This window comes from Rhizobium sp. S163, from assembly GCF_030380805.1.
GTDB lineage: Bacteria > Pseudomonadota > Alphaproteobacteria > Rhizobiales > Rhizobiaceae > Rhizobium.
Map to the genome: position 1 here is coordinate 1182723 of NZ_JAUDSA010000003.1, position 23272 is coordinate 1205994.

23 protein-coding genes are annotated in these 23272 nt (G+C 62.7%); 13 read left to right on the forward strand and 10 right to left on the reverse strand.

What is annotated here, in order from left to right:
* The first annotated feature begins 67 nt into the window (after window positions 1–67).
* The 4 genes from choW to QTL96_RS06040 all read left to right on the forward strand — a co-directional run bounded on the left by choW (window position 68) and on the right by QTL96_RS06040 (window position 3161).
* Window positions 68–913 (forward strand): choline ABC transporter permease subunit, encoded by an 846-nt coding sequence (gene choW / locus QTL96_RS06025; RefSeq protein ID WP_018897313.1) that lies wholly within the window; start codon window positions 68–70, stop codon window positions 911–913.
* Window positions 910–1962, forward strand: a complete 1053-nt coding sequence (choV, locus tag QTL96_RS06030) for a choline ABC transporter ATP-binding protein (protein WP_289727049.1) — start codon at window positions 910–912, stop codon at window positions 1960–1962. The genes choW and choV overlap by 4 nt, the downstream gene beginning before the upstream one ends.
* Before the next feature lie 32 nt (window positions 1963–1994).
* Entirely contained in the window at window positions 1995–2750 is a 756-nt protein-coding gene (locus QTL96_RS06035) for a pyridoxamine 5'-phosphate oxidase family protein (RefSeq protein WP_289727050.1), read from the forward strand.
* A 93-nt stretch (window positions 2751–2843) separates the two neighbouring features.
* Window positions 2844–3161: a metalloregulator ArsR/SmtB family transcription factor gene (locus QTL96_RS06040; protein ID WP_018897310.1), complete on the forward strand. Its 318-nt coding sequence runs from the start codon at window positions 2844–2846 to the stop codon at window positions 3159–3161.
* A gap of 31 nt (window positions 3162–3192) precedes the next feature.
* On the opposite strand, the gene QTL96_RS06045 is transcribed toward QTL96_RS06040, so the two are convergent.
* Window positions 3193–3417 carry a hypothetical protein gene (locus QTL96_RS06045; RefSeq protein WP_289727051.1) on the reverse strand — a complete coding sequence of 75 codons (225 nt, stop codon included), beginning with the start codon at window positions 3415–3417 and terminating at the stop codon, window positions 3193–3195.
* A 177-nt stretch (window positions 3418–3594) separates the two neighbouring features.
* On the opposite strand from QTL96_RS06045, the gene QTL96_RS06050 reads away from it, so the two are divergent.
* Window positions 3595–4698, forward strand: coding sequence for a branched-chain amino acid ABC transporter substrate-binding protein (locus QTL96_RS06050; protein WP_289727052.1), 1104 nt, complete (start codon window positions 3595–3597; stop codon window positions 4696–4698).
* Between the two features lie 102 nt (window positions 4699–4800).
* On the opposite strand, the gene QTL96_RS06055 is transcribed toward QTL96_RS06050, so the two are convergent.
* Window positions 4801–5634: an alpha/beta hydrolase gene (locus QTL96_RS06055; RefSeq protein ID WP_289727184.1), complete on the reverse strand. Its 834-nt coding sequence runs from the start codon at window positions 5632–5634 to the stop codon at window positions 4801–4803.
* Window positions 5635–5976: 342 nt separating this feature from the next.
* On the opposite strand from QTL96_RS06055, the gene QTL96_RS06060 reads away from it, so the two are divergent.
* Window positions 5977–6438 carry a MarR family transcriptional regulator gene (locus tag QTL96_RS06060; protein WP_289727185.1) on the forward strand — a complete coding sequence of 154 codons (462 nt, stop codon included), beginning with the start codon at window positions 5977–5979 and terminating at the stop codon, window positions 6436–6438.
* A gap of 132 nt (window positions 6439–6570) precedes the next feature.
* Window positions 6571–8265, forward strand: coding sequence for an adenine deaminase (gene ade / locus QTL96_RS06065; protein WP_289727053.1), 1695 nt, complete (start codon window positions 6571–6573; stop codon window positions 8263–8265).
* A gap of 31 nt (window positions 8266–8296) precedes the next feature.
* Here the strand turns inward: ade and QTL96_RS06070 are convergent, their stop codons facing one another.
* Window positions 8297–9109: an arylamine N-acetyltransferase gene (locus QTL96_RS06070; RefSeq protein ID WP_289727054.1), complete on the reverse strand. Its 813-nt coding sequence runs from the start codon at window positions 9107–9109 to the stop codon at window positions 8297–8299.
* Window positions 9110–9240: 131 nt separating this feature from the next.
* Here QTL96_RS06070 and QTL96_RS06075 point away from each other — a divergent pair, with 131 nt between their 5' ends.
* Window positions 9241–9711: a pyridoxamine 5'-phosphate oxidase family protein gene (locus QTL96_RS06075; protein ID WP_289727055.1), complete on the forward strand. Its 471-nt coding sequence runs from the start codon at window positions 9241–9243 to the stop codon at window positions 9709–9711.
* On the forward strand, window positions 9708–11063 hold the full coding sequence (locus QTL96_RS06080; protein WP_289727056.1) for a GAF domain-containing protein: 1356 nt from the start codon (window positions 9708–9710) through the stop codon (window positions 11061–11063). The genes QTL96_RS06075 and QTL96_RS06080 overlap by 4 nt, the downstream gene beginning before the upstream one ends.
* Here the strand turns inward: QTL96_RS06080 and QTL96_RS06085 are convergent.
* Complete coding sequence (locus QTL96_RS06085) at window positions 11060–12709, reverse strand: alpha-glucosidase (protein WP_289727057.1); 1650 nt, start codon at window positions 12707–12709, stop codon at window positions 11060–11062. The two genes, QTL96_RS06080 and QTL96_RS06085, sit on opposite strands and share 4 nt — an antisense overlap.
* 218 nt (window positions 12710–12927) lie before the next feature.
* Here QTL96_RS06085 and QTL96_RS06090 point away from each other — a divergent pair, with 218 nt between their 5' ends.
* Window positions 12928–13839, forward strand: a complete 912-nt coding sequence (locus QTL96_RS06090; RefSeq protein WP_289727058.1) for a sugar kinase — start codon at window positions 12928–12930, stop codon at window positions 13837–13839.
* A gap of 10 nt (window positions 13840–13849) precedes the next feature.
* Here the strand turns inward: QTL96_RS06090 and QTL96_RS06095 are convergent, their stop codons facing one another.
* Complete coding sequence (locus tag QTL96_RS06095; RefSeq protein WP_113196401.1) at window positions 13850–14140, reverse strand: hypothetical protein; 291 nt, start codon at window positions 14138–14140, stop codon at window positions 13850–13852.
* Between the two features lie 10 nt (window positions 14141–14150).
* A complete protein-coding gene (locus tag QTL96_RS06100) occupies window positions 14151–15029 on the reverse strand; it encodes a hypothetical protein (protein ID WP_289727059.1) in 879 nt (292 codons plus the stop codon).
* Between the two features lie 267 nt (window positions 15030–15296).
* Between QTL96_RS06100 and QTL96_RS06105 the strand changes: the two genes are divergently transcribed.
* Window positions 15297–16412 (forward strand): glycosyltransferase family 1 protein, encoded by a 1116-nt coding sequence (locus QTL96_RS06105; RefSeq protein WP_289727186.1) that lies wholly within the window; start codon window positions 15297–15299, stop codon window positions 16410–16412.
* A 342-nt stretch (window positions 16413–16754) separates the two neighbouring features.
* Here the strand turns inward: QTL96_RS06105 and QTL96_RS06110 are convergent, their stop codons facing one another.
* Window positions 16755–18017, reverse strand: coding sequence for an MFS transporter (locus QTL96_RS06110; protein ID WP_289727060.1), 1263 nt, complete (start codon window positions 18015–18017; stop codon window positions 16755–16757).
* 244 nt (window positions 18018–18261) lie between these two features.
* Between QTL96_RS06110 and QTL96_RS06115 the strand changes: the two genes are divergently transcribed.
* Window positions 18262–18495: a hypothetical protein gene (locus QTL96_RS06115; protein WP_113196397.1), complete on the forward strand. Its 234-nt coding sequence runs from the start codon at window positions 18262–18264 to the stop codon at window positions 18493–18495.
* 64 nt (window positions 18496–18559) lie between these two features.
* Here the strand turns inward: QTL96_RS06115 and der are convergent, their stop codons facing one another.
* The 3 genes from der to QTL96_RS06130 form a co-directional block, all read right to left on the reverse strand.
* Window positions 18560–19999: a ribosome biogenesis GTPase Der gene (der, locus tag QTL96_RS06120; protein WP_047506246.1), complete on the reverse strand. Its 1440-nt coding sequence runs from the start codon at window positions 19997–19999 to the stop codon at window positions 18560–18562.
* Between the two features lie 15 nt (window positions 20000–20014).
* Window positions 20015–20698, reverse strand: a complete 684-nt coding sequence (locus tag QTL96_RS06125) for a tetratricopeptide repeat protein (RefSeq protein WP_289727061.1) — start codon at window positions 20696–20698, stop codon at window positions 20015–20017.
* Between the two features lie 104 nt (window positions 20699–20802).
* Window positions 20803–21387 carry an NnrU family protein gene (locus QTL96_RS06130; protein ID WP_289727062.1) on the reverse strand — a complete coding sequence of 195 codons (585 nt, stop codon included), beginning with the start codon at window positions 21385–21387 and terminating at the stop codon, window positions 20803–20805.
* A gap of 122 nt (window positions 21388–21509) precedes the next feature.
* Here QTL96_RS06130 and QTL96_RS06135 point away from each other — a divergent pair, with 122 nt between their 5' ends.
* Complete coding sequence (locus QTL96_RS06135; protein ID WP_289727063.1) at window positions 21510–22556, forward strand: polysaccharide deacetylase; 1047 nt, start codon at window positions 21510–21512, stop codon at window positions 22554–22556.
* The last annotated feature ends 716 nt before the right edge of the window (window positions 22557–23272 follow it).

Consider the following 23272-nt stretch of genomic DNA (forward strand, 5'->3'; position numbering starts at 1 on the left):
GTGGCTCTGACCACCCCGTTTTCGCTATCCTCGCCCCTGTTGTTGTTCTTTCTGGATAGGCACGCCCTTGAACTGGATCACCGACTTTAAAATTCCCATTGGTCCCTGGGCGAAAGCCTTCGTGGATTGGCTCACCTCCAATGCCGACTGGTTCTTCAACCAGCTTGCCTTCGTGCTGTCCCACGTCATCGACGGGATCCTGTTCGTCCTGCAGAAGCCGCACCCGCTGATCGTCGTGCTGGCCATCACCGCCATCGCCTACTGGCTGAGGCGCTCGGTCGTCGTCGCCGTCTTCACCTGTCTTGGGCTGCTGTTCATCATGAACCAGGGCTACTGGAAGGAAACGACCGCGACGCTGGCGCTGGTGCTTGCCTCCACCTTCGTCAGCATGATCGTCGGCATTCCGCTCGGCATCGCGGCTGCCCGCCGCCCCTGGGTGAATTCGCTGCTGCGGCCGATCCTCGACTTGATGCAGACCATTCCGACATTCGTCTATCTGATCCCAGCGCTTATCCTTTTCGGCCTCGGCATGGTGCCCGGCCTGATCGCCACAGTGATCTTCGCCATCCCCGCCCCCATCCGCCTCACGCGCCTCGGCATCATCTCGACGCCGCCCTCGCTCGTGGAAGCCGCCGAATCCTTCGGCGCGACCCCGATGCAGGTGCTGCGCAAGGTCGAGCTTCCCTATGCCACGCCGCAGATCATGGCCGGCCTGACGCAGACGATCATGCTCTCGCTGTCGATGGTCGTCATCGCGGCACTCGTCGGCGCCGACGGCCTCGGCGTTCCCGTTGTGCGCGCGCTCAACACCGTCAACGTCGCCAAGGGCTTCGAGGCAGGTCTCTGCATCGTCATCCTGGCGATCATCCTCGACCGAATGTTCCGCGTGGCGGGTGAAGGAGACGGCGCATGACCGCGGTTCGCTTCGACAATGTCAGCATCGTCTTCGGCGACAAGCCGGAGGCCGCCCTCACCCTTGCCGACAAGGGCAAGACCCGCGACGAGATCGGCGCCGAAACCGGCCTCGTGCTCGGTGTCGCCGACGCCTCGCTGGAAATCCAGGAGGGCGAAATTCTCGTGCTCATGGGCCTTTCCGGCTCCGGCAAGTCGACCCTGCTGCGCGCCGTCAACGGGCTTGCTCCCGTCGTGCGCGGCGAGGTCACCGTCAACACCGCATCAGGCCCGGTCAATCCCTACCAGACCTCGGCCAAGGGCCTGCGGGACCTGCGCATGCACACCGTCTCGATGGTGTTCCAGCAGTTCGCGCTGCTCCCGTGGCGCACGGTCGCCGACAATGTCGGCTTCGGCCTCGAACTCGCCGGCATGGCCGAGGGCGAGCGCAAGAAGCGCGTGGCCGAACAGCTCGAGCTGGTCAACCTGACCAAATGGGCTGATCGCAAGGTCAACGAACTCTCCGGCGGCATGCAGCAGCGCGTCGGCCTTGCCCGCGCCTTTGCGACAGGCGCGCCGATCCTTCTGATGGACGAGCCGTTCTCCGCGCTCGATCCGCTCATCCGCACCCGCCTGCAGGATGAACTGCTCGAGTTCCAGCGCCGCCTGAAGAAGACCATCCTCTTCGTCAGCCACGATCTCGACGAGGCCTTCCGCATCGGCAACCGCATCGCCATCATGGAAGGCGGACGCATCATCCAGTGCGGCACGCCGCAGGACATCGTCAAGAACCCGGCCGACCAGTACGTCGCCGATTTCGTCCAGCACATGAACCCGATCAGCATGCTGACCGCCCGTGACGTCATGCATTCGGGCCTCGGCGATGCCGCGGCAGGCGCCAGCGTCAGCGGCACGGCCAAGGCCGAGACCCCGCTGATCGATATTCTCGACGCGCTCTCCCGCCAGCCGGGCAGCATCGGCGTGGTCGAAAACGGCGCCATCATCGGCACGATTTCCGCCCAGGACGTCGTCGCCGGCCTGACGCAGCACAGGAAGAAAGAACAGGCTTGATCCGACCGTCCGCTTGCGCCAGAAAAGTGGACATGAAAGATCAAGCTTCTGTCATCAGGGAAACGGACGAAGAGGCGCGCAAGCTGGCGCGCACTCTTCTCCGCTCCGCCCGCTACGCCGCCATTGCGGTCCTCGACCCCAAGACCGGCTTCCCCTTCTCCAGCCGCGTGCTCCTCGGCACCGATTTCGATGGCGTTCCCGTCATCCTCGTCTCCGGTCTCTCGGCGCACACCCGTGCGCTCGACGCCGATCCGCGCGCCTCGCTTCTGACCGGCGAACCCGGCAAGGGCGACCCGCTGGCCTATGCGCGGCTGACGACTCAGTGCCGCGCGGCAGCCGTCGAACGCGACAGCACGGCCCACACACGCATTCGTGACCGTTTTCTGGCCCGCCATTCCAAGGCGAAACTCTACGTCGATTTCCCTGATTTCAGGTTTTTCCGGCTGATTCCCGAGAGCGCCAGCCTCAACGGCGGCTTCGGCCGCGCCTATATTCTTGATGGAGAGGAGCTGGTCATCCGCTCCGCGGCCAACGAAGAACTCGCGGAAAGCGCTGCCGAGGTAGTGCAAGATTTGCTAGCCCTGGAGCCGGATTTGGCAAGGAAAACAGCGATCGCGCATAAAGCCCGTACGGGCACCAAATGGGCTATTTGTGGAGTCGATTGCGCCGGTTTTGATGTGATTTCGGGCGATTTGCTAGTGCGACACGAGTTTGACACACCTGTCAGCAGCCGCGTTGAACTTTATTCACATATATCTAACATGAAATACTCAATACCTGAAATTTAGCTATATACAATCTTGAACCCCTCTTGCTAGTTTTCAGCGTCGGCAATTTCAGGCAGACGTTTTTTTGAATTCCGTTTCCATGGGAAGATGATTATGGACACAATTGATTTGACCGCTCACGCGAATGTTGCCGCCGCACTGTTGTCCGCAATGGCAAATCCCAAGCGACTTCTGATCCTCTGTAATCTCGTCAAGGGTGAGATCCCCGTTGGCGCGCTGGCCACCGAAGTCGGCCTCAGCCAGTCGGCACTGTCGCAGCACCTCTCCAAGCTGCGCGCCCAGAAGCTGGTCAAGACCCGCCGCGACGCACAGACGATCTACTATTCCAGCACGTCCGATCAGGTCATTCGCATTCTCGAGACCCTGACGCAGATCTACGCCGAACCCGTCCGCGCCAAGTCCGCGGCCTGATTTCCCACATCACGTTGTTTCTGGTCGCTTCTCAATGGAGCGGCTGACTGTTTTTAGCACCATTTGATATTGATGGATCGGCGACCTCTGGTTTGCCGATCCTTTTTTGTGCGCTCAAGTCCGAGACACGCGACTGAGCCGCCGCCGCGACCGCTCCAAAATCGCGAAAACTTGATCCAACTTTGCCAAAACCGGCGCGATTTTTGCCGATCATGGCAAAACCCGGCCGCGTTTCTTTATCTTCTTGCGCATTCACCTCGAAATTCCTAATAAACTTGCCATGCGTCCTTCGAGCCAAACATGGCCGGATGGACGCGTTTGCCGCGCGCAGTCCGTCGTCTTTGGCACATCCGGAAATGGGTGTTTGTATGGCCTGGATTGATCGCAGCGGCAGGACAGTCGCGGGTCGAAGACCCATCCAAGGAGAGACAAAATGACCCTGAAGACCCTGACGGCGGCGCTGGTTGCCTCCATCTCTTTCGCGCCGCTGGCGCATGCCGATATCACCATCGGCCTGATCGCACCGCTGACCGGCCCGGTTGCCGCTTACGGCGACCAGGTGAAGAACGGCGCCCAGACCGCCGTTGACGAAATCAACAAGGCCGGCGGCATCCTCGGCGAGAAGGTCGTGCTGAAGACCGCTGACGACGCCGGCGAACCCAAGCAGGGCGTTTCGGCCGCCAACCAGCTCGTCGGCGACGGCATCCGCTTCGTCGTCGGCCCGGTCACCTCGGGCGTCGCCATCCCGGCTTCCGACGTCTTCGCTGAAAACGGCGTCCTGATGGTCACCCCGACCGCAACGGCTCCCGACCTGACGAAGCGTGGCCTCGCCAACGTTCTGCGCACCTGCGGCCGCGACGACCAGCAGGCCGAAGTCGCCGCCAACTATGTCCTGAAGAACTTCAAGGACAAGCGCATCGCCATCATCAACGACAAGGGCGCTTACGGTAAGGGTCTCGCCGACAACTTCAAGGCAACGATCAACGCCGGCGGCATCAAGGAAGTCCTCGACGACGCGCTCTCGCCCGGCGACAAGGATTTCAGCGCGCTGACCACGCGTCTCAAGGCCGAGAAGGTCGACGTCGTCTATTTCGGCGGCTACCACCCGGAAGGCGGCCTGCTCGCCCGCCAGCTGCATGACCTGCAGGTCAATGTCGTGATCATCGGCGGCGACGGCCTCTCGAACACCGAGTTCTGGAACATCGGCACGGATGCTGCCGCCGGCACCATCTTCACCAACGCCGTGGACGCCACCAAGAGCCCTGACTCCAAGGCCGCCGCCGACGCACTGAAGGCCAAGGGCATCCCGGCCGAAGCCTTCACGCTGAACGCCTACGCCGCCGTCGAAGTCATCAAGGCCGGCATCGAAAAGGCGAAAAGCGCCGAAGATTCCGAAGCCGTCGCAACGGCGCTGAAGGCCGGCGAGCCGATCGCAACCGCCATCGGCAAGCTCACCTACGGCGAAACCGGCGACCTGACCTCGCAGAGCTTCTCCCTCTACAAGTGGGAAGCCGGCAAGATCGTCTCCGCCGAGTAATTCGGCTCGCCTCTGCGATCAAATACAGACCGGGCGCCCTCGCGGGCGCCCGGTTTTCGTTTGCGGATCTTTAGAAATAACCTTGGTGGCAGCCGGCCTCGATCAGGCCTGGAAGAATTTCAGGAGATCGGCGTTGATGATCTCGGCATGCGTGGTCGCCATGCCGTGCGGCAGGCCGTCATAGGTCTTCAGCGTGCCGTTCTTCAAAAGCTTGGCGGCAAGCAGCGCCGAATCGGCGATCGGCACGATCTGGTCATCAGTGCCATGCATGACGAGAACCGGAACCTTGATCTTCTTGAGATCGTCGGTGAAATCGGTTTCGGAAAACACAGCGACGCAATCATACTGATCCTTGGCGCTGCCCATCATCCCCTGCCGCCACCAATTGTCGATCACGCCCTGCGAGACCTTGGCGCCCGGCCGGTTGAAGCCGTAGAACGGACCTTCGGGGATGTCGCGATAGAATTGCGCCCGGTTGGCGGCAATGGACGTGCGGAAGCCATCGAACACCTCAAGCGGCAGGCCGCCGGGGTTCTTGTCGGACTTCAGCATGACAGGCGGGATCGCGCCGATCAGCACCGCCTTGGCAATCCGGCCCCGGCTTTCATAATTGCCGACATAGCGCGTGACTTCGCCGCCACCGGTCGAATGGCCCACATGAATGGCATTCTTCAGATCCAGATGTTCGGCAAGCTCGGCGACATCGGCCGCGTAGGTGTCCATGTCGTTGCCGTGGCCCGGCTGGCTGGAGCGGCCATGGCCGCGACGGTCATGCGCGATCACCCGGTAGCCCTTGCCGAGGAAGTAGAGCATCTGCGCATCCCAGTCGTCGGCGCTAAGCGGCCAGCCGTGATGGAACACGATCGGCTGACCGGTGCCCCAATCCTTGTAGAAGATCTGCGTGCCGTCCTTGGTGGTGATGTAGCTGCTGGTCATGGCGTTCTTGTCCTTACCTGTCGAATGAGCGGTCTTCTGGTTGGCGGCTGCGGAATGCTTGTGGCTCGCGGCTTCAGCCGAATTGGTGAAGGAGGCGGCAGCGGCCGTCGCGACGAGGCCGAGCCCTGCGACCATAACATGCCGTCTTGAGGCATTTTGGATGTCGTCAGTCATTTTCATCTCCATTTGTTTTCGCGATAATCGATATCGCGATAAACATATTCATAGCACCTCAGATTTTCTTGTCTACGAAAAAGATTATCGCGATATCATTTTTATGGTAATGATATCTGGACAGACAGATGGAGCCTCGGCATGACCGACCAGATACACGCTTCCCATATGGGCTCTGCCAAGCCCCCCGCCTCCGGCACCACCACGCCGCCGCTGGACGACCAGCTGTGCTTCTCGCTCTACGCGGCGAGCCTCGCCATCAACCGCACCTACAAGCCGATGCTGGACGAGATGGGCATCACCTATCCGCAATATCTGGTGTTGAATGTGCTGGGCGAGCAGGATGGTGCAACGATCGGCGCCATCGCCGATCGCCTGTCGCTGGAATCGAGCACCATCACCCCGCCGGTCAAGCGCCTGGAGCAGGCGGGCCTCCTCGAACGTCGCCGCTCGACCCAGGACGAACGCCAGGTGAACGTCTTCCTGACATCAGCGGGCCGCGACATGCTCGCCCGCAGCAAATGCCTCGGCGACACGCTGCTCAGCCGCTCCGGCATGACCTTGACCGAGATCGCAACCTTGAACCAGCAGATCCACACGCTGATCGGCGCCCTCGGCAAGACCGAATAGACCCAACCCTGCCACCCCGGAACGGGACTAGCCCTGCGACGGCATGGACGAGGACAAGACCGATCCGCGCCTTCCCATCGAGCGCCCGCCTCTCTAGAGTGGCCGCCCAACGACACCGAACCAGAGAGCCCCATGACCGAAAGACTAGAACGCCTCATCGACCAGGGAACCGGCCGCGAGCCGGCCGATATCGTGCTCAAGGGCGGGCGGTTCTTCGATCTGGTGACGGGCGAACTGGTTCAGTCAGACATCGCCATCTCCGGCGACACCATCGTCGGCACCTGCGGGGATTACGTGGGCAAGACCGAGATCGACATATCCGGCAAGATCGTCGTCCCCGGCTTCATCGACACGCATCTCCACATCGAAAGCTCGCTCGTCACCCCGCACGAGTTCGACCGCTGCGTGCTCCCCTATGGCGTCACGACCGTGATCTGCGACCCGCACGAGATCGCCAACGTGCTCGGCGAAGAAGGCATCCGCTACTTCCTGGAGTCGGCCGAACAAACCATCATGGACATCCGCGTCCAGCTCTCCTCCTGCGTCCCCGCCACGCATCTGGAAACATCAGGCGCCGACCTGCCGATCGAAAAGCTCCTGCCCTTCCGCGACCACGAGAAGGTCATCGGCCTTGCCGAATTCATGAACTTCCCCGGCGTGATCCACAAGGATCCCGTCTGCATGGCCAAGCTCGCAGCATTTCAAGGAGCGCATATCGACGGCCACGCCCCGCTTCTCTCGGGCAACGACCTCAACGGCTATCTCTCAGCCGGCATCCGCACCGAGCATGAATGCACCAGCGCCGAAGAGGCGCTGGAGAAGATCCGCAAGGGCATGCACATCCTCGTGCGCGAAGGCTCCGTCTCCAAGGATCTGCACGCGCTGATGTCGATCATAACCGAGCGCCTGTCGCCGCATCTGGCGCTCTGCACCGACGACCGCAACCCGCTCGATATCGCCGAGCAGGGCCATCTCGACTACATGATCCGCACCGCGATCAAAAACGGCGTCGAGCCGCTCGCCATCTACCGCGCCGCCTCGATCTCCGCCGCCCGCGCCTTTGGCCTGCGCGACCGGGGCCTCGTCGCCCCCGGCTGGCGCGCCGATCTCGCCATCCTCGACAGCCTCGAAAACTGCAAGGCCGAGATGGTCTTCTCCGCCGGCCGCAAGGTCACCTCGGAGCTGTTCGAAACCCGCAAGCCCATCGCCCCCGTCGGCCTCGACAGCGTCAAGGCGAGGCCGGTCAACGCCGCCCACTTCGGCGTGCCGGTTGCCGATGGCGAAACGCCCGTCATCGGCGTCATGCCGGGCAAGATCATCACCGAGCACCGCCGCTATCGCCTGCCGGTCAAGGGCAACCAGACGGCAGTCGATCTCGACAACGACATCATCAAGGTCGCCGTCATCGAGCGCCACGGCAAGAACGGCAACCACGCCAACGGCTTCGTCCAGGGCTTTGGCCTGAAAAAGGGCGCGATCGCCTCCACCGTCGGCCATGACAGCCACAACATCTGCGTCGTCGGCGTCTCGGAAGACGACATGGCCATGGCCGCCAACCGGCTCGGCGAAATCAAGGGCGGCTTCGTCGTCGTCGAGGACGGCAAGGTCACCGGCGAAATCCCCCTGCCGCTCGCCGGCCTGATGAGCCTCGAACCCTACGAAACCGTCCGCGACACGCTGCACGACCTGCGAAAGGCAGCCTACGCCCTTGGCACGACCCTCGAAGAACCCTTCCTCCAGGTCGCCTTCCTGCCGCTGCCCGTCATCCCGCATCTGAAGATCTCGGACAGGGGCATGGTGGATGTCGATCAGTTCAGGCTGATCTGACATCCACGTGGAAAGAAGACCACCTTCCGGTTCAGGCGGCAGCCCGCACCGGCGTGTCGAGCCTTGACCAGATCCGCGCCACGGTTTCCGGCTCGCAATCGAGACCGAAGAGATCACGCAGAGAGGTCGCCAGCTCGTCGGCCGATCCGATCTGCAGGCTCTTCGTTTCCTGCGCGCCCGAGCGCCGGAGGCCACGGTTCATCAAAGCCACATCGGCATCCGGCAGGCGGATGCTCATCATCAGGTTGTCGCGAAACGGCAGCGCCGCCCAGACGGTGCAAAGCTGGTTGGCGCCTTCGAGATCGGCCTGCGTAAACGGGCTTTCATCGAAGCCGAAGAGCGGGAACCATCCGTCCGGCCCCTGCCATTCCAGCACCAGCTCGCCGGTTGCCGTGTCGTCCCGCAGGCGAAAGGTCATGCCGCCGATCAGCTGTTCGCCGGGCCGGATGGCAACCGGATCGCGCGGTCCCGGCCCGCCGAAGCCTGCATCCGCCAGCCACTCCTCCCCGCCGATGGTCACGATCCAGGCGAGATGCGCCCTGATGCCGCCGACCGGCGCGCCCATGCGCACCCGCCCGAGGATCGGCCGCGCCTCGAACCCGAGATGCTTCAGCGCCTCGCCGAACAGCCAGTTGAGCTGGAAGCAATATCCCCCGCGCTTCTTCTCGACGAGTTGGTTCCAGATATCGGCGTGCTGCAGGCTCGGAACCCGGCCGAGAAACGGGTCGATGCTTTCGAATGCAATGGCGGCAAGCTGCGCCCGCTGCAGGGCGGTGAGCCCGGCCGGCGTGATGTCGATGTCCTTGAGGCCGATCCGCCTCGCATATTGGTCGAAGTCAAACATGTCCTGATCCCTCATCTGGTGTGACACCTAGCTTGTACCGTCGCCCATTTGCCACCGCTCCCTAAAAGTTTGCTAACGGCCCAGCCCCTCGCTTATGCTGGCGGCGGGGACATCTGGGGGATCGGTCGGGTGTGCGTTTCGATGAGGAAATCGCCGGTTTCATTGCCGGCCCTGTCATGATGATCGTCGGCACCAGCGATAGTGCCAACCAGCCCGATGTCGGCCGCGGCGTCGGCTGCCGCGTCCTGCCGAGTGGCGAAACCATCGAAGTCTTGATCTCCGGTTGGCAGTGGCCGGATACGCTCGCCAACATAATCGAGACCGGGCAAGCCGCCTTCACCTTCGTGCGCCCGTCCGATTATCGCTCGCTGCAACTGAAGGGCAGCGCCAGCCTGCGCGCCGCCACCGACGACGACCACGCGCTCTGCGAGCGCTATATCGCCGGCGTCACCGCAGCGCTCGCCGAGCAGGGCGTCCCCTCGTCGATGATCGAGGTCTGGCTGACATCCCGCGATCTCGCCACCGCCATACTCGATGTCCGAACCATCTCCATCAAGACACCCGGCAGCAGCGCCGGCGCGCTGATCGGAGCGCCCGAATGAAGGAGATCGCGCTGCGGCTACGCGATATGGAAACCTTCTTCGAGGGCATCGTCCCCTCGATCATCGCTACTTCCTCGGCGAACGGCATTCCCAATGTCTCCTACCTCTCGCATGTCGTGCTGGTGGACGGCGAGCGCGTCGGCCTCTCCAACCAGTTTTTCAACACGACAATGGCCAATCTCGCGGAAAACCCGAAGGCAGCCATATTGCTGGTCGATGGCGCCCGTGGCGGCCAGTGCCGGTTGCGCGCGGTTTATGAGAAGACCGTCTTCGACGGTCCGCTGTTCAACCGCGTTTCGACCCAACTCGATGCGACGAGCGCGCAGGTCGGCATGACCGGCATCATGCGGCTTCGCGGCGTCGATATCTTCCGGGTGGTCGATATCACGATCTACCCCTCGCCCGTGGCAGCCCCGATCGAACCGGTCGCGCGCGAACCGCTGCTCGAGGCAACCGCCAGCCTCGCCATGACACTCGCCCACCTTCCCGCCCATATCGACACCGCTCTTGACGCGACGCTGGAATGGATGCGCGACACGCTTGGATGCGACCAGACCGTCGTGTTTCTCGCCGACGAAAACAGCGGCCAGCTCGCGACGGCGGGCAGCCTGGGCTACGAGCGATCGGGCGTCGGCTCCGAGATCGCCTTCGGAGACGGCGTCTTCGGCAGTGCGGCCCGTGAGCGGGATATCGTCAAGATCAGCGATCTCAGCCGGGCGCGACGCTACAGCGCCGCGGTCAAGGCATCGGCCGAGAATGAAAATCTGACCCGCACCATCGCCCCGCCGATGGATGCCGAGACCATGAGCCAAATTGCCGTGCCGATGATCTCAGGCGGTCACCTCATCGGCGTTCTCGGCGCCGAAAGCCGCCGAAGGCTTGCCTTTACAGCAGTGCAGGAGGCAGCGCTGACGCTTGCGGCCCAGCATCTGGCCGGTGTCATCGCCCTGTCGCAGGCATTGCCGGAAGACCAGAAGCCGGCGCCATCAGGGCAGCCGCCGGGGAAGAACACCCACCGGATCGAAATCCGCTACTACGCCTTCGACGACAGCATCTTCATTGCCGACGAATACATCATCAAGGGCATTGCCGGCCGGCTGCTGAACCACATGCTGCGCGCCCATGTGGAGAGCGGCCGTACCGGTTTCACCAACCGCGAACTGCGCCTCTCCACATCGCTCAGGCTTCCCGAATTCAAGGACAATCTTGAGACCCGGCTTCTCCTCCTGCGCCGCCGCCTCGCCGACAAGATCTCGCCCATCCAGCTGGTGCCGACCGGGCGCGGACAGTTTTCGCTGACCTTCGACGGACAGCCTGTCTTCGTCGAGGAAACGACGTTGGACGGGGATTAGCCAAGCCGCGCGCAGAAGCCATCCAGCGCCCCGAGCACCACCTTGCCGCCGTCAACCGTTCCACCCGCCCCGGGCATCTCCAGCCGTTCGCCGAGCACCATCCCCGCAGGCAAGCCGAACGCCGCCCGCTCCCGCGTCAGGTTGAACACAAACAGCAGCGTCTCGCCCTCCTTCTTCCGGGTAAACACCAGCAAATCCTGGTTGGTGTCGAGGAAGGTCATCGCCCCGTCGATCAGCGCCGGATGCTTTTTGCGGAAGGCCAGCGTGTCGCGGTAGTGGGTGAGCACGGAATGCGCATCGCCTTCCTGCACATCAACCGAGAGCGCCGCCTGCTCATAGGGCACCGGCAGCCAGGATTTTTCGGCCGTGGTGAAGCCGGCATGCGCCTTGGCCGCTTCCCAGGGCATCGGCGTGCGGCATCCATCTCGGCCCTTGAAGGCCGGCCAGAAGCGGATGCCGTAGGGGTCGCGCAGATCCTCGAAAGCGAGATCGGCTTCCGGCAGACCGAGCTCCTCGCCCTGGTAGAGGCAGATTGAGCCGCGCAGTGCCGCCAACACCGAGATCGCCAGCTTGGCGACGACAGGCCGCTCCTCGACCGTCTTGGCGAAACGGCTGAGATGGCGGTTGACGTCGTGGTTGGAGAAGGCCCAGCAGACCCATCCATCGGCTACGGATGTCTGGAAGGCATCGACGCAGTTGCGGATATGGGCGGCGGTGAACTCCGGGCCAAGCAGGTCGAAGGTGTAGCACATGTGCAGCTTGTCGCCGCCGGTGGTGTAGGCTGCCACCGTCTTCAGCGAGCGCGCACCGTCGCCCACCTCGCCGACCGTCGTGCGCCCCTCGTAACGGTCGAGCAGCGCGCGAAAACGCTGCAGGAAGCCGATGTTTTCGGGTTGCGTCTTGTCGTAGAGGTGGTTCTGCATGCCATAGGGGTTGGTATCCGGCGCATCCAGCCCGCCATCGCTGGTATCGGGCTCGTGCGGGGGGTTGTCGCGCAAGAGCTTGTCGCAGAAGTAGTAATTGACCGTATCCAGCCGGAAGCCGTCGACCCCACGGTCGAGCCAGAATTTTACCGTCTTCAGAAGCGCGTCCTGAACATCCGCGTTGTGGAAGTTCAGATCCGGCTGCGAGGTGAGGAAATTGTGCTGGTAATACTGCCGGCGCACGCCGTCCCATTCCCAGCCGGGTCCACCGAAGATCGACAGCCAGTTGTTCGGCGCCGTCCCATCCGGCTTCGGATCGGCCCAGACATACCAGTCCGCCTTGTCGTTGGTGCGGCTGGAGCGGCTTTCGACGAACCAGGGGTGCACATCCGCCGTGTGTGAGATCACCTGGTCGATGATCACCTTCAGACCCAGCGCATGCGCGGCCACCATCATCTCGTCGAAATCGGCGATCGTCCCGAAGATCGGGTCGACATCGCAATAGTCCGAGACATCGTAGCCCATGTCGGCCATCGGCGACTTGAAGAAGGGCGAGAGCCAGATCGCGTCGACGCCAAGGCTGGCGATATAGGGCAGACGCCTGGTGATGCCCTTGAGATCGCCGAGCCCGTCGCCATTCGTATCCTGAAACGATCTCGGATAGACCTGATAGACAACAGCACCCCGCCACCAGTCCGCATTCCCGCCCGTCCGAACCACCATCTGTCGCCGATCCCTACCGTTGTTCGTGTCCATGCCGAGACTAAAGCGCAGAAAGCAAAAGACAACCGCGCTCACGTCTTTTTGCGCGCCAGTTGCAAAGACACCGGCCAACCCGCCGGCATCGAGCGAGCCGCACATCGCGACATCGGGCCAATCCGCGCTTGTCAGCGTCGCGCGCGGCGCGTATCAGCGAACACGCAACATCTGGGAGGCAGGCAGTGGGCGGACGTTTTCTATCGATCGGTGAGTGCATGGTGGAGCTGTCGCAGGCCGGCGCCGGGCTGCTGCGCAAAGGCTTTGCCGGCGATACGCTGAACACCGCCTGGTATGCCCGCGCCTGCCTTCCTCAAGACTGGTCGGTCGATTACTGCACCGCGCTCGGCGACGACGCCATGTCCGACGAGATGGTCGCCTTCTTCGCCGAAGCCGGCATCGGCACGGAAAGCATCCGCCGCATCAAGGGCAAGGCCCCCGGCCTCTACATGATCAGCCTGAAGGATGGCGAACGCTCCTTCAGCTACTGGCGCGACAACTCCGCCGCCCGCCAGCTCGCCGCCGATCCAGACTTCCTGCGCCAGGCGATCGAAGGCGCCGACGTCGTCTATTTCTCCGGCATCACACTCGCGATCCTCTCGCGTGACGACGCCGACACGCTGCTCTCCGAGGCACGCCGCGCCAAGGCATCCGGCAAGCTGGTCGCCTTCGACCCCAACATCCGCCCGCGCCTGTGGTCCGGCTATGACGAGATGCACGCGACCATCAGCGAAGGCGCGCGCGCCGCATCGATGGTGCTGCCGAGCTTCGAGGACGAGGCCCTGCACTTCGGCGACGTCTCGATCGAGGCGACCATCCACCGCTACCGCGCGCTCGGCGTCCGCGACGTCGTCGTCAAGAACGGCGCCGACGGCATAACGCTCGATTTCGACGGCGAAGAGACCTTCGTGCCCTCCGAGCGGGTCGAGCAGGTCGTCGACACGACAAGCGCCGGCGACAGCTTCAACGGCGCCTTCATCGCCCGCTATCTCGAAACCCGGAACGCCCCCGCATCCGCCCGCTTCGCCGCCAAGGTCGCGGCCCGGGTTGTGAGCGAGCATGGGGCGCTGGTGGCGAAGGATAGGCTTGGGGTTTGAGTGGGGGGCATTAGACGCCCGCCAACAGTGCAGATATCCGAACAAGCAGAGCCGCCGCCTGGCTTGCTGCATCGATTGCGTCAGTGGTCGCCTTCATGTCGGCGGTTATGGCTTCGAGATGACCGGTAATCGCTAGATATCGATGCGAGCTTTGATCGAGTTCGGTCAGCAGCTGTTTCTTTCTCAGGGCTATAAGCTTGTTCTTGATCTTGATGAGCTCCTGGCGTTCTACTTTATCTGTAGTCCTGTCGATGCGATCAAAAAGAGCCTGAATGCACTGATCCAACAGAGTGATCGCCATGGTCGTTCCCCTATTTGTTATTTAGCTGTTTGAACGCATCGGCCATCTCTTTGACGGCCGAGACGAAGTCTTCGATTTTGAAAGCATCGGCATCGGGTGTCTTCAACGCAGCATGAGCGTCGACCATTTTCGACAGCAACTGTGCGTAGCGGGGCGCCTGCCGAGGACGAAAGAAGGCCATGGCCTCCTGCATCGCGTCGAAGTCCTTCGAGAACTGTTGGTACATGCCATATAGGTCAGCGCTGGTTCCGTCCTCTCGAGCGTCACGGAGTATGCGCTTCTTCGCTCGTAGCCAACTCTCGTAGTCGCCCTCGATGATCTTCCCAACCTTTTCCAGGTCGGTAGACAACAGCGCGGCACTCTTAACGATCAGAGGATGGGCTTCGGTGATGACTTCTCGCAGCCGCGCATCCGAGACGTGAATAAACAGGCGCTTGCTGGCGTTCTGCACGAGGGATGCGGCACCTTGAAATTTTTCATTCTTGGCGACTTTAGGCACTGTATTCACCGCCGTTTTCAAATTCCCGACGGCGCTATCCAGTTTCGTGGCATCTTCGCCACTTGCAGCCGCCGCCAACGCAGCGCCGTAGTTGGAGATCGCATTCAAAGTACCGATGCGCACCGCCCAGATCTTTCGCAGTTCCTCATCCTGATCTGGAACTGCAGGTGGAAAAACTGGATCGCCTGCACGGCTCTCGAACGCCGTGGCCTGATCTTCGAATTCAGCCTGAGCAGCGACCTTGTCAGCCACCTCGGGGACGTCGGCAACGATTTGCGCAACCGCGGTTGTCGCCTCTCCAAATTTCGCAATCTTCTTGGCATCCACACTCGCGCAAGCGACAAGCATCGACGTCGCCAGCAACGCCAGCACCCGCAATCGTTTCAACATGGATTGTTCCCCTAACTGCAGCTAGGGATAGCACATTGCCGATTGCAAACAACAAACCGAACACAACCCAAGATAACAGCTGCGGTTGCACAAGGCTGTACCGCCCGCCTGTAATATTTCCATCATCGACAGCAGCGAGAATATGAGCGCGGGAATCGATTATCCGGCGCCCGCCCGGAGCTGTGCGCCGATGGCGCGGATGGAAGTCGGATCATGTTGCAACGCCTGCAAAATGCCAGCGATGGCGAAAACGTCGCCGCCTTGCCGATGGGCAAGCCGGAGCGGCTGGTCATCGTCACGGATGCCTGGCATCCGCAGGTCAACGGCGTCGTCCGCTCGATCGAAAACACCAATCGCGAGCTCGCGAAGATCGGCGTCGAAGTAGCGATGGTGACGCCGCAGGGCTTCCGCAACATCCCCTGCCCGACCTATCCCGAGATCCGCCTGTCGATCGCCCGCTACCGCAGCGTTGCCCGCGAAATCGCCAAGCACAAGCCGTCCTACGTCCATATCGCCACCGAAGGCCCGCTGGGACTGACGGCGCGGCGCTGGTGCCTGAAGAACCGCATGCCGTTCTCCACCAGCTACCACACCCGCTTTCCCGAATATGTCGCGGCCCGGCTCCCCATTCCGAAGAGCTGGCTCTACGCCTTCGTCAAGTGGTTCCACAATTCCGGCGCCGGCTGCATGGTGGCCACCCCCTCTTTGGCGCGCGAGCTTTCCGAAAAGGGCATCCGCAACCTGATGCCCTGGAGCCGCGGCATCGACGCCAACCAGTTCCACCCGGCCGAGCTTGAGGAAAAGCCCTTCGGCCTTTCCCGCCCGATCTTCATGACGGTCGGCCGCGTGGCGCTTGAAAAGAATCTGCCGGCCTTTCTCGATCTTGATCTGCCCGGCTCAAAAGTCGTCGTCGGCGATGGCCCCGCCCGCGCCGAGCTCGAGAGGCGCTATCCGGATGTGCATTTCACCGGCCTCAAGGTCGGCCCGGAACTGGCGGCGATCTATGCGCAAGCCGACGTCTTCGTCTTCCCCTCGCTGACCGACACCTTCGGCAACACCATCCTCGAGGCGCTCGCCTCCGGCGTCCCCGTCGCCGCCTACCCGGTCACCGGCCCGCTCGATATCATCGGCGAGGACAGCGAGGTCGGCGCGCTCGACGACGATCTCCGTATTGCCTGCCTCGCGGCGCTCTCCGCCTCGCGTCAAAAGGCCCGCGAACTCGCCGTCCAATATTCCTGGGAAGCGGCGACGCTGCAGTTCATCACCAACATCCGCGCCGCCAACGGGGTGATCACGCCGAAATGGAAGAAGGCCTGGCAATACGCGAAGTCGCTGCCACGCAACAAGCGCCTCGGCGATGGCGACGCGGCGACGATGGTGTAGAGCGCCCGCTGGGGGTACTCGCTGTGCCGGATACGGTGGCCTCGGCTGGCTGGACGTTGCACACGCAACCTCGACCAATTCGGCAGCGATTGCCCGCCACGCCGCCTCAAACTCCCTCATCCTCGCCCTTGTGGCGGGGATCCAGCCACGGCGCGTCCGCGCCGTGGAAAGACTCTATTGCGCTCAAGGACTTGAGCGCGCTGGATACCTGTGACAAGCACAGGTATGAGGGTGGAGAGGTAGGAGGCGGGAGCAAGAAAGCAGAGCGTCACGGACGAATGGGTTTGCGGCTCTATCGCCACGCTACACCCATCAACCCCAAGCACGCCCCACTCAGCTCCCCTACTCCGCAGCCCCCACAGCCTGACGCCCCCGCTCACCCGGCAGCGGCGGAAACGCCAGCGCGATCGCGGCAGCGCCCAGCCCCACCAGCGCCGAACCGATGAACAGCCAGGAGTAGTTGGCGAAGTGATCGAATATCCAGCCGCCGATCAGCGGGCCGAAGGCCATGCCGAGGCTGGAGAGCATGGTGGCGGCGCCGAAGACGGTGCCGATGATCTTCTGCCCGAAATATTCGCGCGCCAGCACCGCGTAGAGCGGCATGACGCCGCCATAGGCGCTGCCGAAGATCATCGCCAGCGCGTAGAATTCGCCCAGCCGGCTGACGAAGAGATAGCCCATCAGCGCAATCGCCTGGATGAGCAGCCCGCCAACGATGACGGGCTTGACGCCGACGCGATCGGCAAGCGAACCGTAGATCAGCCGGCCGCCAAGCCCCGCCAGCCCCTCGACGCTGTAGATGCTGACGGCTGCCATCGGCGCCACGCCGCAGATCGTCGCATAGCTCACCATATGGAAGATCGGCCCCGAATGCGCCGCACAGCAGGCGAAGAAGGTGAGCCCGAGCACGATGAACTGCGGAGAGCGGAACACGTCGGCGAGCCGCGCATTCCCCCGCTCCGCCGGCAATGAGCCGATGGCCGTCGCGCCACCAACCGGCGCTGCGCCAACCTCATCCTCGGCACTCTCTGGCGCGCGCCGCACCAGGAGTGCGGCCGGAAGCAACAGCACCCAGGCGCCGATGCCGATGATCAGCATCGCGGTGCGCCAGTCATAGGCAGAGATCAGGTAGCGGGCGAAGGGCGAGATGGTCATCGGCGCCACGCCCATGCCGGCCGAGACCAGCGAGACGGCAAGGCCGCGATGCTCGTCGAACCATGCGGTGGTCGCCGCGATCATCGGCGCGAAAAAGGTGCTGGCGGCGATACCAACGAGAATGCCGTAGGTCAGCTGGAATTGCAGGAGCGTCACCGCCCGGCTGGAAAGCACCAGCGCAAGCCCGAGCAATGCGGCGCCCACAAGCACCACGGCGCGCGGCCCGAACCGGTCGCTCGCAGCGCCCCAGACGAAGCCGCCGATACCCATGACGATGAAATTGAGCGTCATCGCGCTGGCGATGCCGATATGCGACCAGCCGGTGTCGAGCGCGATCGGCTCCTGGAAGATCGCCAGCGAAAACATCGCCCCGAGCGCGACGCAGGTCATCAGCGCCCCCGCCGCCACGATCACCCACCGATAGGACCCCTGATGCGAATGGCTCATCATCGTGCACCTCCCTGTGCGAACCGATCCGGCGCGGATGCCCTATAAAAGACGATCCACGCCCTCCCCATCAAGACGTCCGACATCAGCCGCATCCGACAGCCTGTCACATAATTTTCAAGAATTGCGCTTCGGGCGGGCAGCCCCGGCGGCCTTTATACCAAAAATAGTCATATATATTAAATCAGGATTATTAGACAAAGCACGGCCTGCGTGAGATTCTCACCATGTAGAATCAGGGCGCAACATGGCTGACGAACGTTATCTATATGATTCGAAGTCGCACAAGGCGGTCATGTACCAGGCCGGCGAACACCTGTTTTCGCTATCCGGAAGTAAAGCCGAGCACTGGATATCGGGAGACTACATTTTTTCCATGGAAACCCAGGCGATAAGCTTCTGGATTCTTGGAAAGGACGTCTACGGCCACGTCGGCAACGGCGAACTGACCCGCGAACCGATCTATTACTTCGACGGCTGAGACAGCCCATCATCATCGCTAAAGAAGCGGAGTGCGGGCGCAGCCTTGGCTGCACCCGACAATATCACTTGGCAGGCTGCGGCTTGCGGCGTCCGCCGCTCTTGGATTCGTACGGATTGTCCTTCTCGCGATACATGATCCGGATCGGCACGCCGGGCATGTTGAAATCCGTGCGCAGGCTGTTCACCAGATAGCGCGTGTAGGATTCCGGCAGCGCATCCGCGCGGGTGCAGGAGATCATGAAGGCCGGCGGGCGGGCCTTGACCTGCGTCATGTACTTCAGCTTCAGGCGGCGGCCGGAGACGGCCGGTGGCGGATGCTGCGTCGTGATCGAATCCAGCCAGCGGTTCAGCTTGGCGGTCGAGATGCGGCGGTTCCACGTCATGTCCGTATCGATGATCGACTGCATCAGCTTGTCGAGGCCGCGGCCGGTCTGGCCGGAGATCGGAACGGCGCGGATGCCGCGCGCCTGCGGCAACAGCCGCTCGGTCTTCTCACGCAAGTCCGCCAGAAGCGCCTGCGGCTCGTCGATCAGGTCCCACTTGTTGAAGGCGAGAACGGCGGCGCGTCCCTCGCGAACCACGAGGTCGACCAGCTGCAAGTCCTGCTTCTCGAAGGGAATGGTTGCGTCGAAGACGATGACCACGGTTTCAGCGAAGCGGATGGAGCGCAAGGAATCGGCGACCGACAGCTTCTCGAGCTTCTCGGTGACGCGCGCCTTGCGGCGCATGCCCGCCGTGTCGAACATCTTGATGGTGCGGCCGTTCCAGTCCCACTCGACGGAAATGCTGTCGCGGGTAATGCCGGCCTCGGGGCCGGTGAGCAAGCGGTCCTCGCCGAGGAAGCGGTTGATCAGCGTCGACTTGCCGGCATTCGGGCGGCCGATGATCGCCACGCGCAGCGGCTTGGTGTCGTCGTATTCGGGCTCATAGTCCTCGTCCTCTTCCATCTCGTGGGGAAGATTGACGTTGGTCTCGGCGATATCTTCCTTCGGCGGGTAGGCGCGATCCTCGCCGACCGCTTCCACGATTGCGTCGCGCAGGTCGAGCATGCCCTGCCCGTGTTCGGCCGAGATCGGCACCGGCTCGCCGAGCCCGAGCGTATAGGCGTCGTAGAAGCCGCCATCCGAGCCCTTGGCTTCCGACTTATTGGCGACGAGAACGACCGGCTTGCCGCGACGGCGCAGCATCTCGGCCAGTTCCTTGTCGACCGGCGTCAGGCCGAACTTGGCATCGACCACGAAGAGGGAGATGTCGGCCTCGTCGATCGCCGCTTCCGTCTGGGCACGCATGCGGCCCTGCAGGCTCTCGGCCTCGGCCTTTTCGAGACCGGCGGTATCGATGATGGTGAAGGTCAGCCCCATCAGGCGCGCGTCGCCGGGGCGGCGGTCGCGGGTGACGCCGGGCGTGTCGTCGACAAGCGCCAGCTTCTTTCCGACCAACCGGTTGAAAAGCGTCGACTTGCCGACATTCGGGCGACCGACGATCGCGACCGTAAAGCTCATTGAAATACCCTAAACTCAGCCCTGTGCGGCGGGCGCCTTGCCGGATGCGGTGATGTTATCAAGCATCATCTGGGCGCGATTGGCAACATTGCGCGGTGACTGCGCATCGTCGGCGATCGCCTGGTACCACTGGCGGGCCTGAGCCATGTTGCCGGCCTTGTAGGCGGCAAGGCCGAGCGCTTCGCGAGCGGAGTGGCGGAATGCGTTGGTCGGAACGGCCATTTCCTCGACCTGGGCCGAGACCTGCTCGTAGGTGCCGTTTTCGATCAGGAGCCATGCGGCGCGCATCTTGGCGGCATCGCGGATCGGCGCCGGCGCCTTGGTGTCCTTGCCGATCACGTCGAAGGCGGCGATGGCGCCCGTCGCGTCACCCTTCTGGGCAAGCACGGAGGCGGCACGCAGACGGGCCAGGATCGGATAGTCGCCGTGACCTTCCTTCTCGAGCTTCTCGAGCGCTGTCAGCGCCTCGTCGCTCTTGTTTTCGTCGGCAAGCTTCATGGCGGCAATGAACTGGTCGCCGGTGCCGGACGACTGGTTGTTGTCCCAATACTGGAACACCTTGTAGCCGACAGTGCCGAGAACGATGAGGACGGCCAGCACGATCAGGTAGCGGCCGAAACGCTGCCACGCGCCCTTCATCTGGTCCGAACGCAGTTCCTCATTGACCTCACGAATGAAGCTATCGTCGTTGAATGCCATTCTCGTCTCCGGCAGCGGATATGCAAAATCATGCGGGTTGCACGCACATTGTCGGGCCTTCTACCCCATTTTGCATCCGTTGTAAGGGGGATGTGAAAGAATCGTCACATCACAAGCGGAGAAACGCCGATCACCAGTTCGTGCAGCTTGAACAGGATGACCGCCCAGAGCACCGCGCCGATGATGACGGCATAGAGATCATACTTGGCCGAGACGAACACCGGCAGCTTGATTTCGCCATTGCGCAGCCGCTGCTTCATCGAGATCCGGAGCAGCACCGCCCAGGCAAGAAACGCCACGAACAGCACGATCGCCTCCGGCTCACCATTGGCCAGAAGATGCGACAGCGCCCAGATCTTGATCGCCACCAGAAGCGGAAACTTCAGCTTGGCGCGGATATGCCCGGCGGGCAGGAAGCCCGCCACCAGACAGATCATCGCGATCAGCATCAGGGTCAGCGTAATATGCGCCATCCAGATCGGCGGATTGTAGAGCGTGCCGTACATGCCGCGCGCCTGATCAAAGGCATAGGCGAGGAACAGCAACGTCACGATGCTGAGGATGCCGTGGACGGCGCCCCAGACCGGCTTGCCGAGCTTGTCGATCATCGACCGGCGGAAATCCGGAACGACGACGCGGATCAGGTGAAGGCCGATGAAGAGGATGAGGCTCAAGATGAGAAGCTGCATCGCTAAATTCCTGTTTTGACTATGAGACAGGCTTATCGTCGTGAGCAGGAAAATGCCAGCGGCACCGCAGCTTCGCCTCAATTCTGTAACAGAAAAGCCCGAAACAAATCGTCGCGGTGCCCATGTCTCGTATAATCTCTCGCTCCTGTCTTTCCCTTTCGCTTGCCCTCTCGCTGCTCGCGCCGGCCATTGCCCCGGCGCTCGCCCAGACCGCCGACGGCGCGTCAAACCCCGCCCCGGCGACCAAGCCGAAGCAGTTGGTGATGATCTCCTTCGACGGCGCCCACGACAATGCGCTGTGGCAGAAGAGCCGCGAGATGGCCGCCAGGAACGGCGCGCATTTCACCTATTTCCTCTCCTGCACCTTCCTGATGAACAAGGAGATGAAGAAGGCCTACCAGGCGCCGCACCAGAAGCCCGGCCGCTCCAACATCGGCTTCGCCCAGAGCGACGACGAGATCCGCGAGCGCCTCGGCAACATCTGGCACGCCCATCTCGAGGGCCACGACATCTCCAGCCACGCCTGCGGCCATTTCGACGGTCGCCAGTGGAGCGAGGCCGACTGGTCGGACGAATACGCCACCTTCCACCGGACTCTGAAGAACGCCTGGAAGGGCGTCGGCCTCGAAGAGCCGAAGGGCTGGCAGGATCTGGTCGACCACGGCATCCACGGTTTTCGCGCGCCCTATCTTTCGGCCACCGCTGGCTCGGACATGATCGCCGCCGAAAAGAAGGCCGGCTTCACCTATGACGCCAGCCTCGTCACCAAGGGTCCGGCCATGCCGGTCGAGGAAGGCGGCATCATCCGCTTCGGCCTTCCCTTGATCCCCGAGGGCCCGCGCGACCGCCCGATCGTCGGCATGGACTACAACCTCTTCGTCCGCCACTCCAAGGGCGAGGAAGACAAGGCCGACAGCAAGGAATTCGAAGACCGCGCCTACAGAGCGTTCAAAAGCGCCTTCGACAAGCAATACGCAGGCGACCGCATTCCGCTGCAGCTCGGCTTCCACTTCGTCGAGATGAACGGCGGCGCCTACTGGCGGGCACTCGACCGGCTGGTGAGCGATGTCTGCCACCGGGAGGATGTGGCTTGTGTGAGCTATTCGGAGGCGATCCCTGTGATCAAGGCCCGCGGCAAGCTGCAGGGGACGCCGGCTTCGGGGTTGTGATTTTTGGGGGCGGCGGACCGTAGGGCGTTCTGCCCATCATCTGCCCACCGGTGAGCGTTTTACCGTGTGATACCCCCCTCTGCCCTGCCGGGCATCTCCCCCACAGGTGGGGAGATTGGCTGGGAGCACCCGCTCGCTCCACGCTCATTGTTTGGATGCGGAGCACGCCACGAGTCGATCTCCCCCTTGTGGGGGGAGATGTCCGGCAGGACAGAGGGGGGTGGCTCGGCACCGACATCAACGACATCGCCAGATCACTCCCATACCACCACCCCACCGCACGGGCACAACCACCCACCCCACAAAACAAATCCCTCAACCCGCTCAACACTCTAACCCCAACGCCGAACTTTTCTCATCCCCACCCCACACCACCCCGCCATACTCCCCTCGTCACCGCACTGGGAGCCGGGTCGCGAACCGGATGCTCAGCCGCTCGAAATCCGGCGTGTGGTGATGGTTGCCAAGGGGATTAGACGCCGTCAGGGCCGATGATCCACCGGCAAGACCGATCCGAGAGACGCTCCTGTCGGGTCGGCGAACCGGAAACCGAGGTGATCGGGCAGGCGGACAGCCTGACAACCAATACCACCGACCACAAACCGCCTGCCCTTCCCGTTTTATGCCGCCGACCGTCGCGAGGTTTTGCTTCGCGCGCGGTTTTGGTGTGCGTGGTGGGTGGCGTTCTGCCGTGTGTTACCCCCCTATGCCCTGCC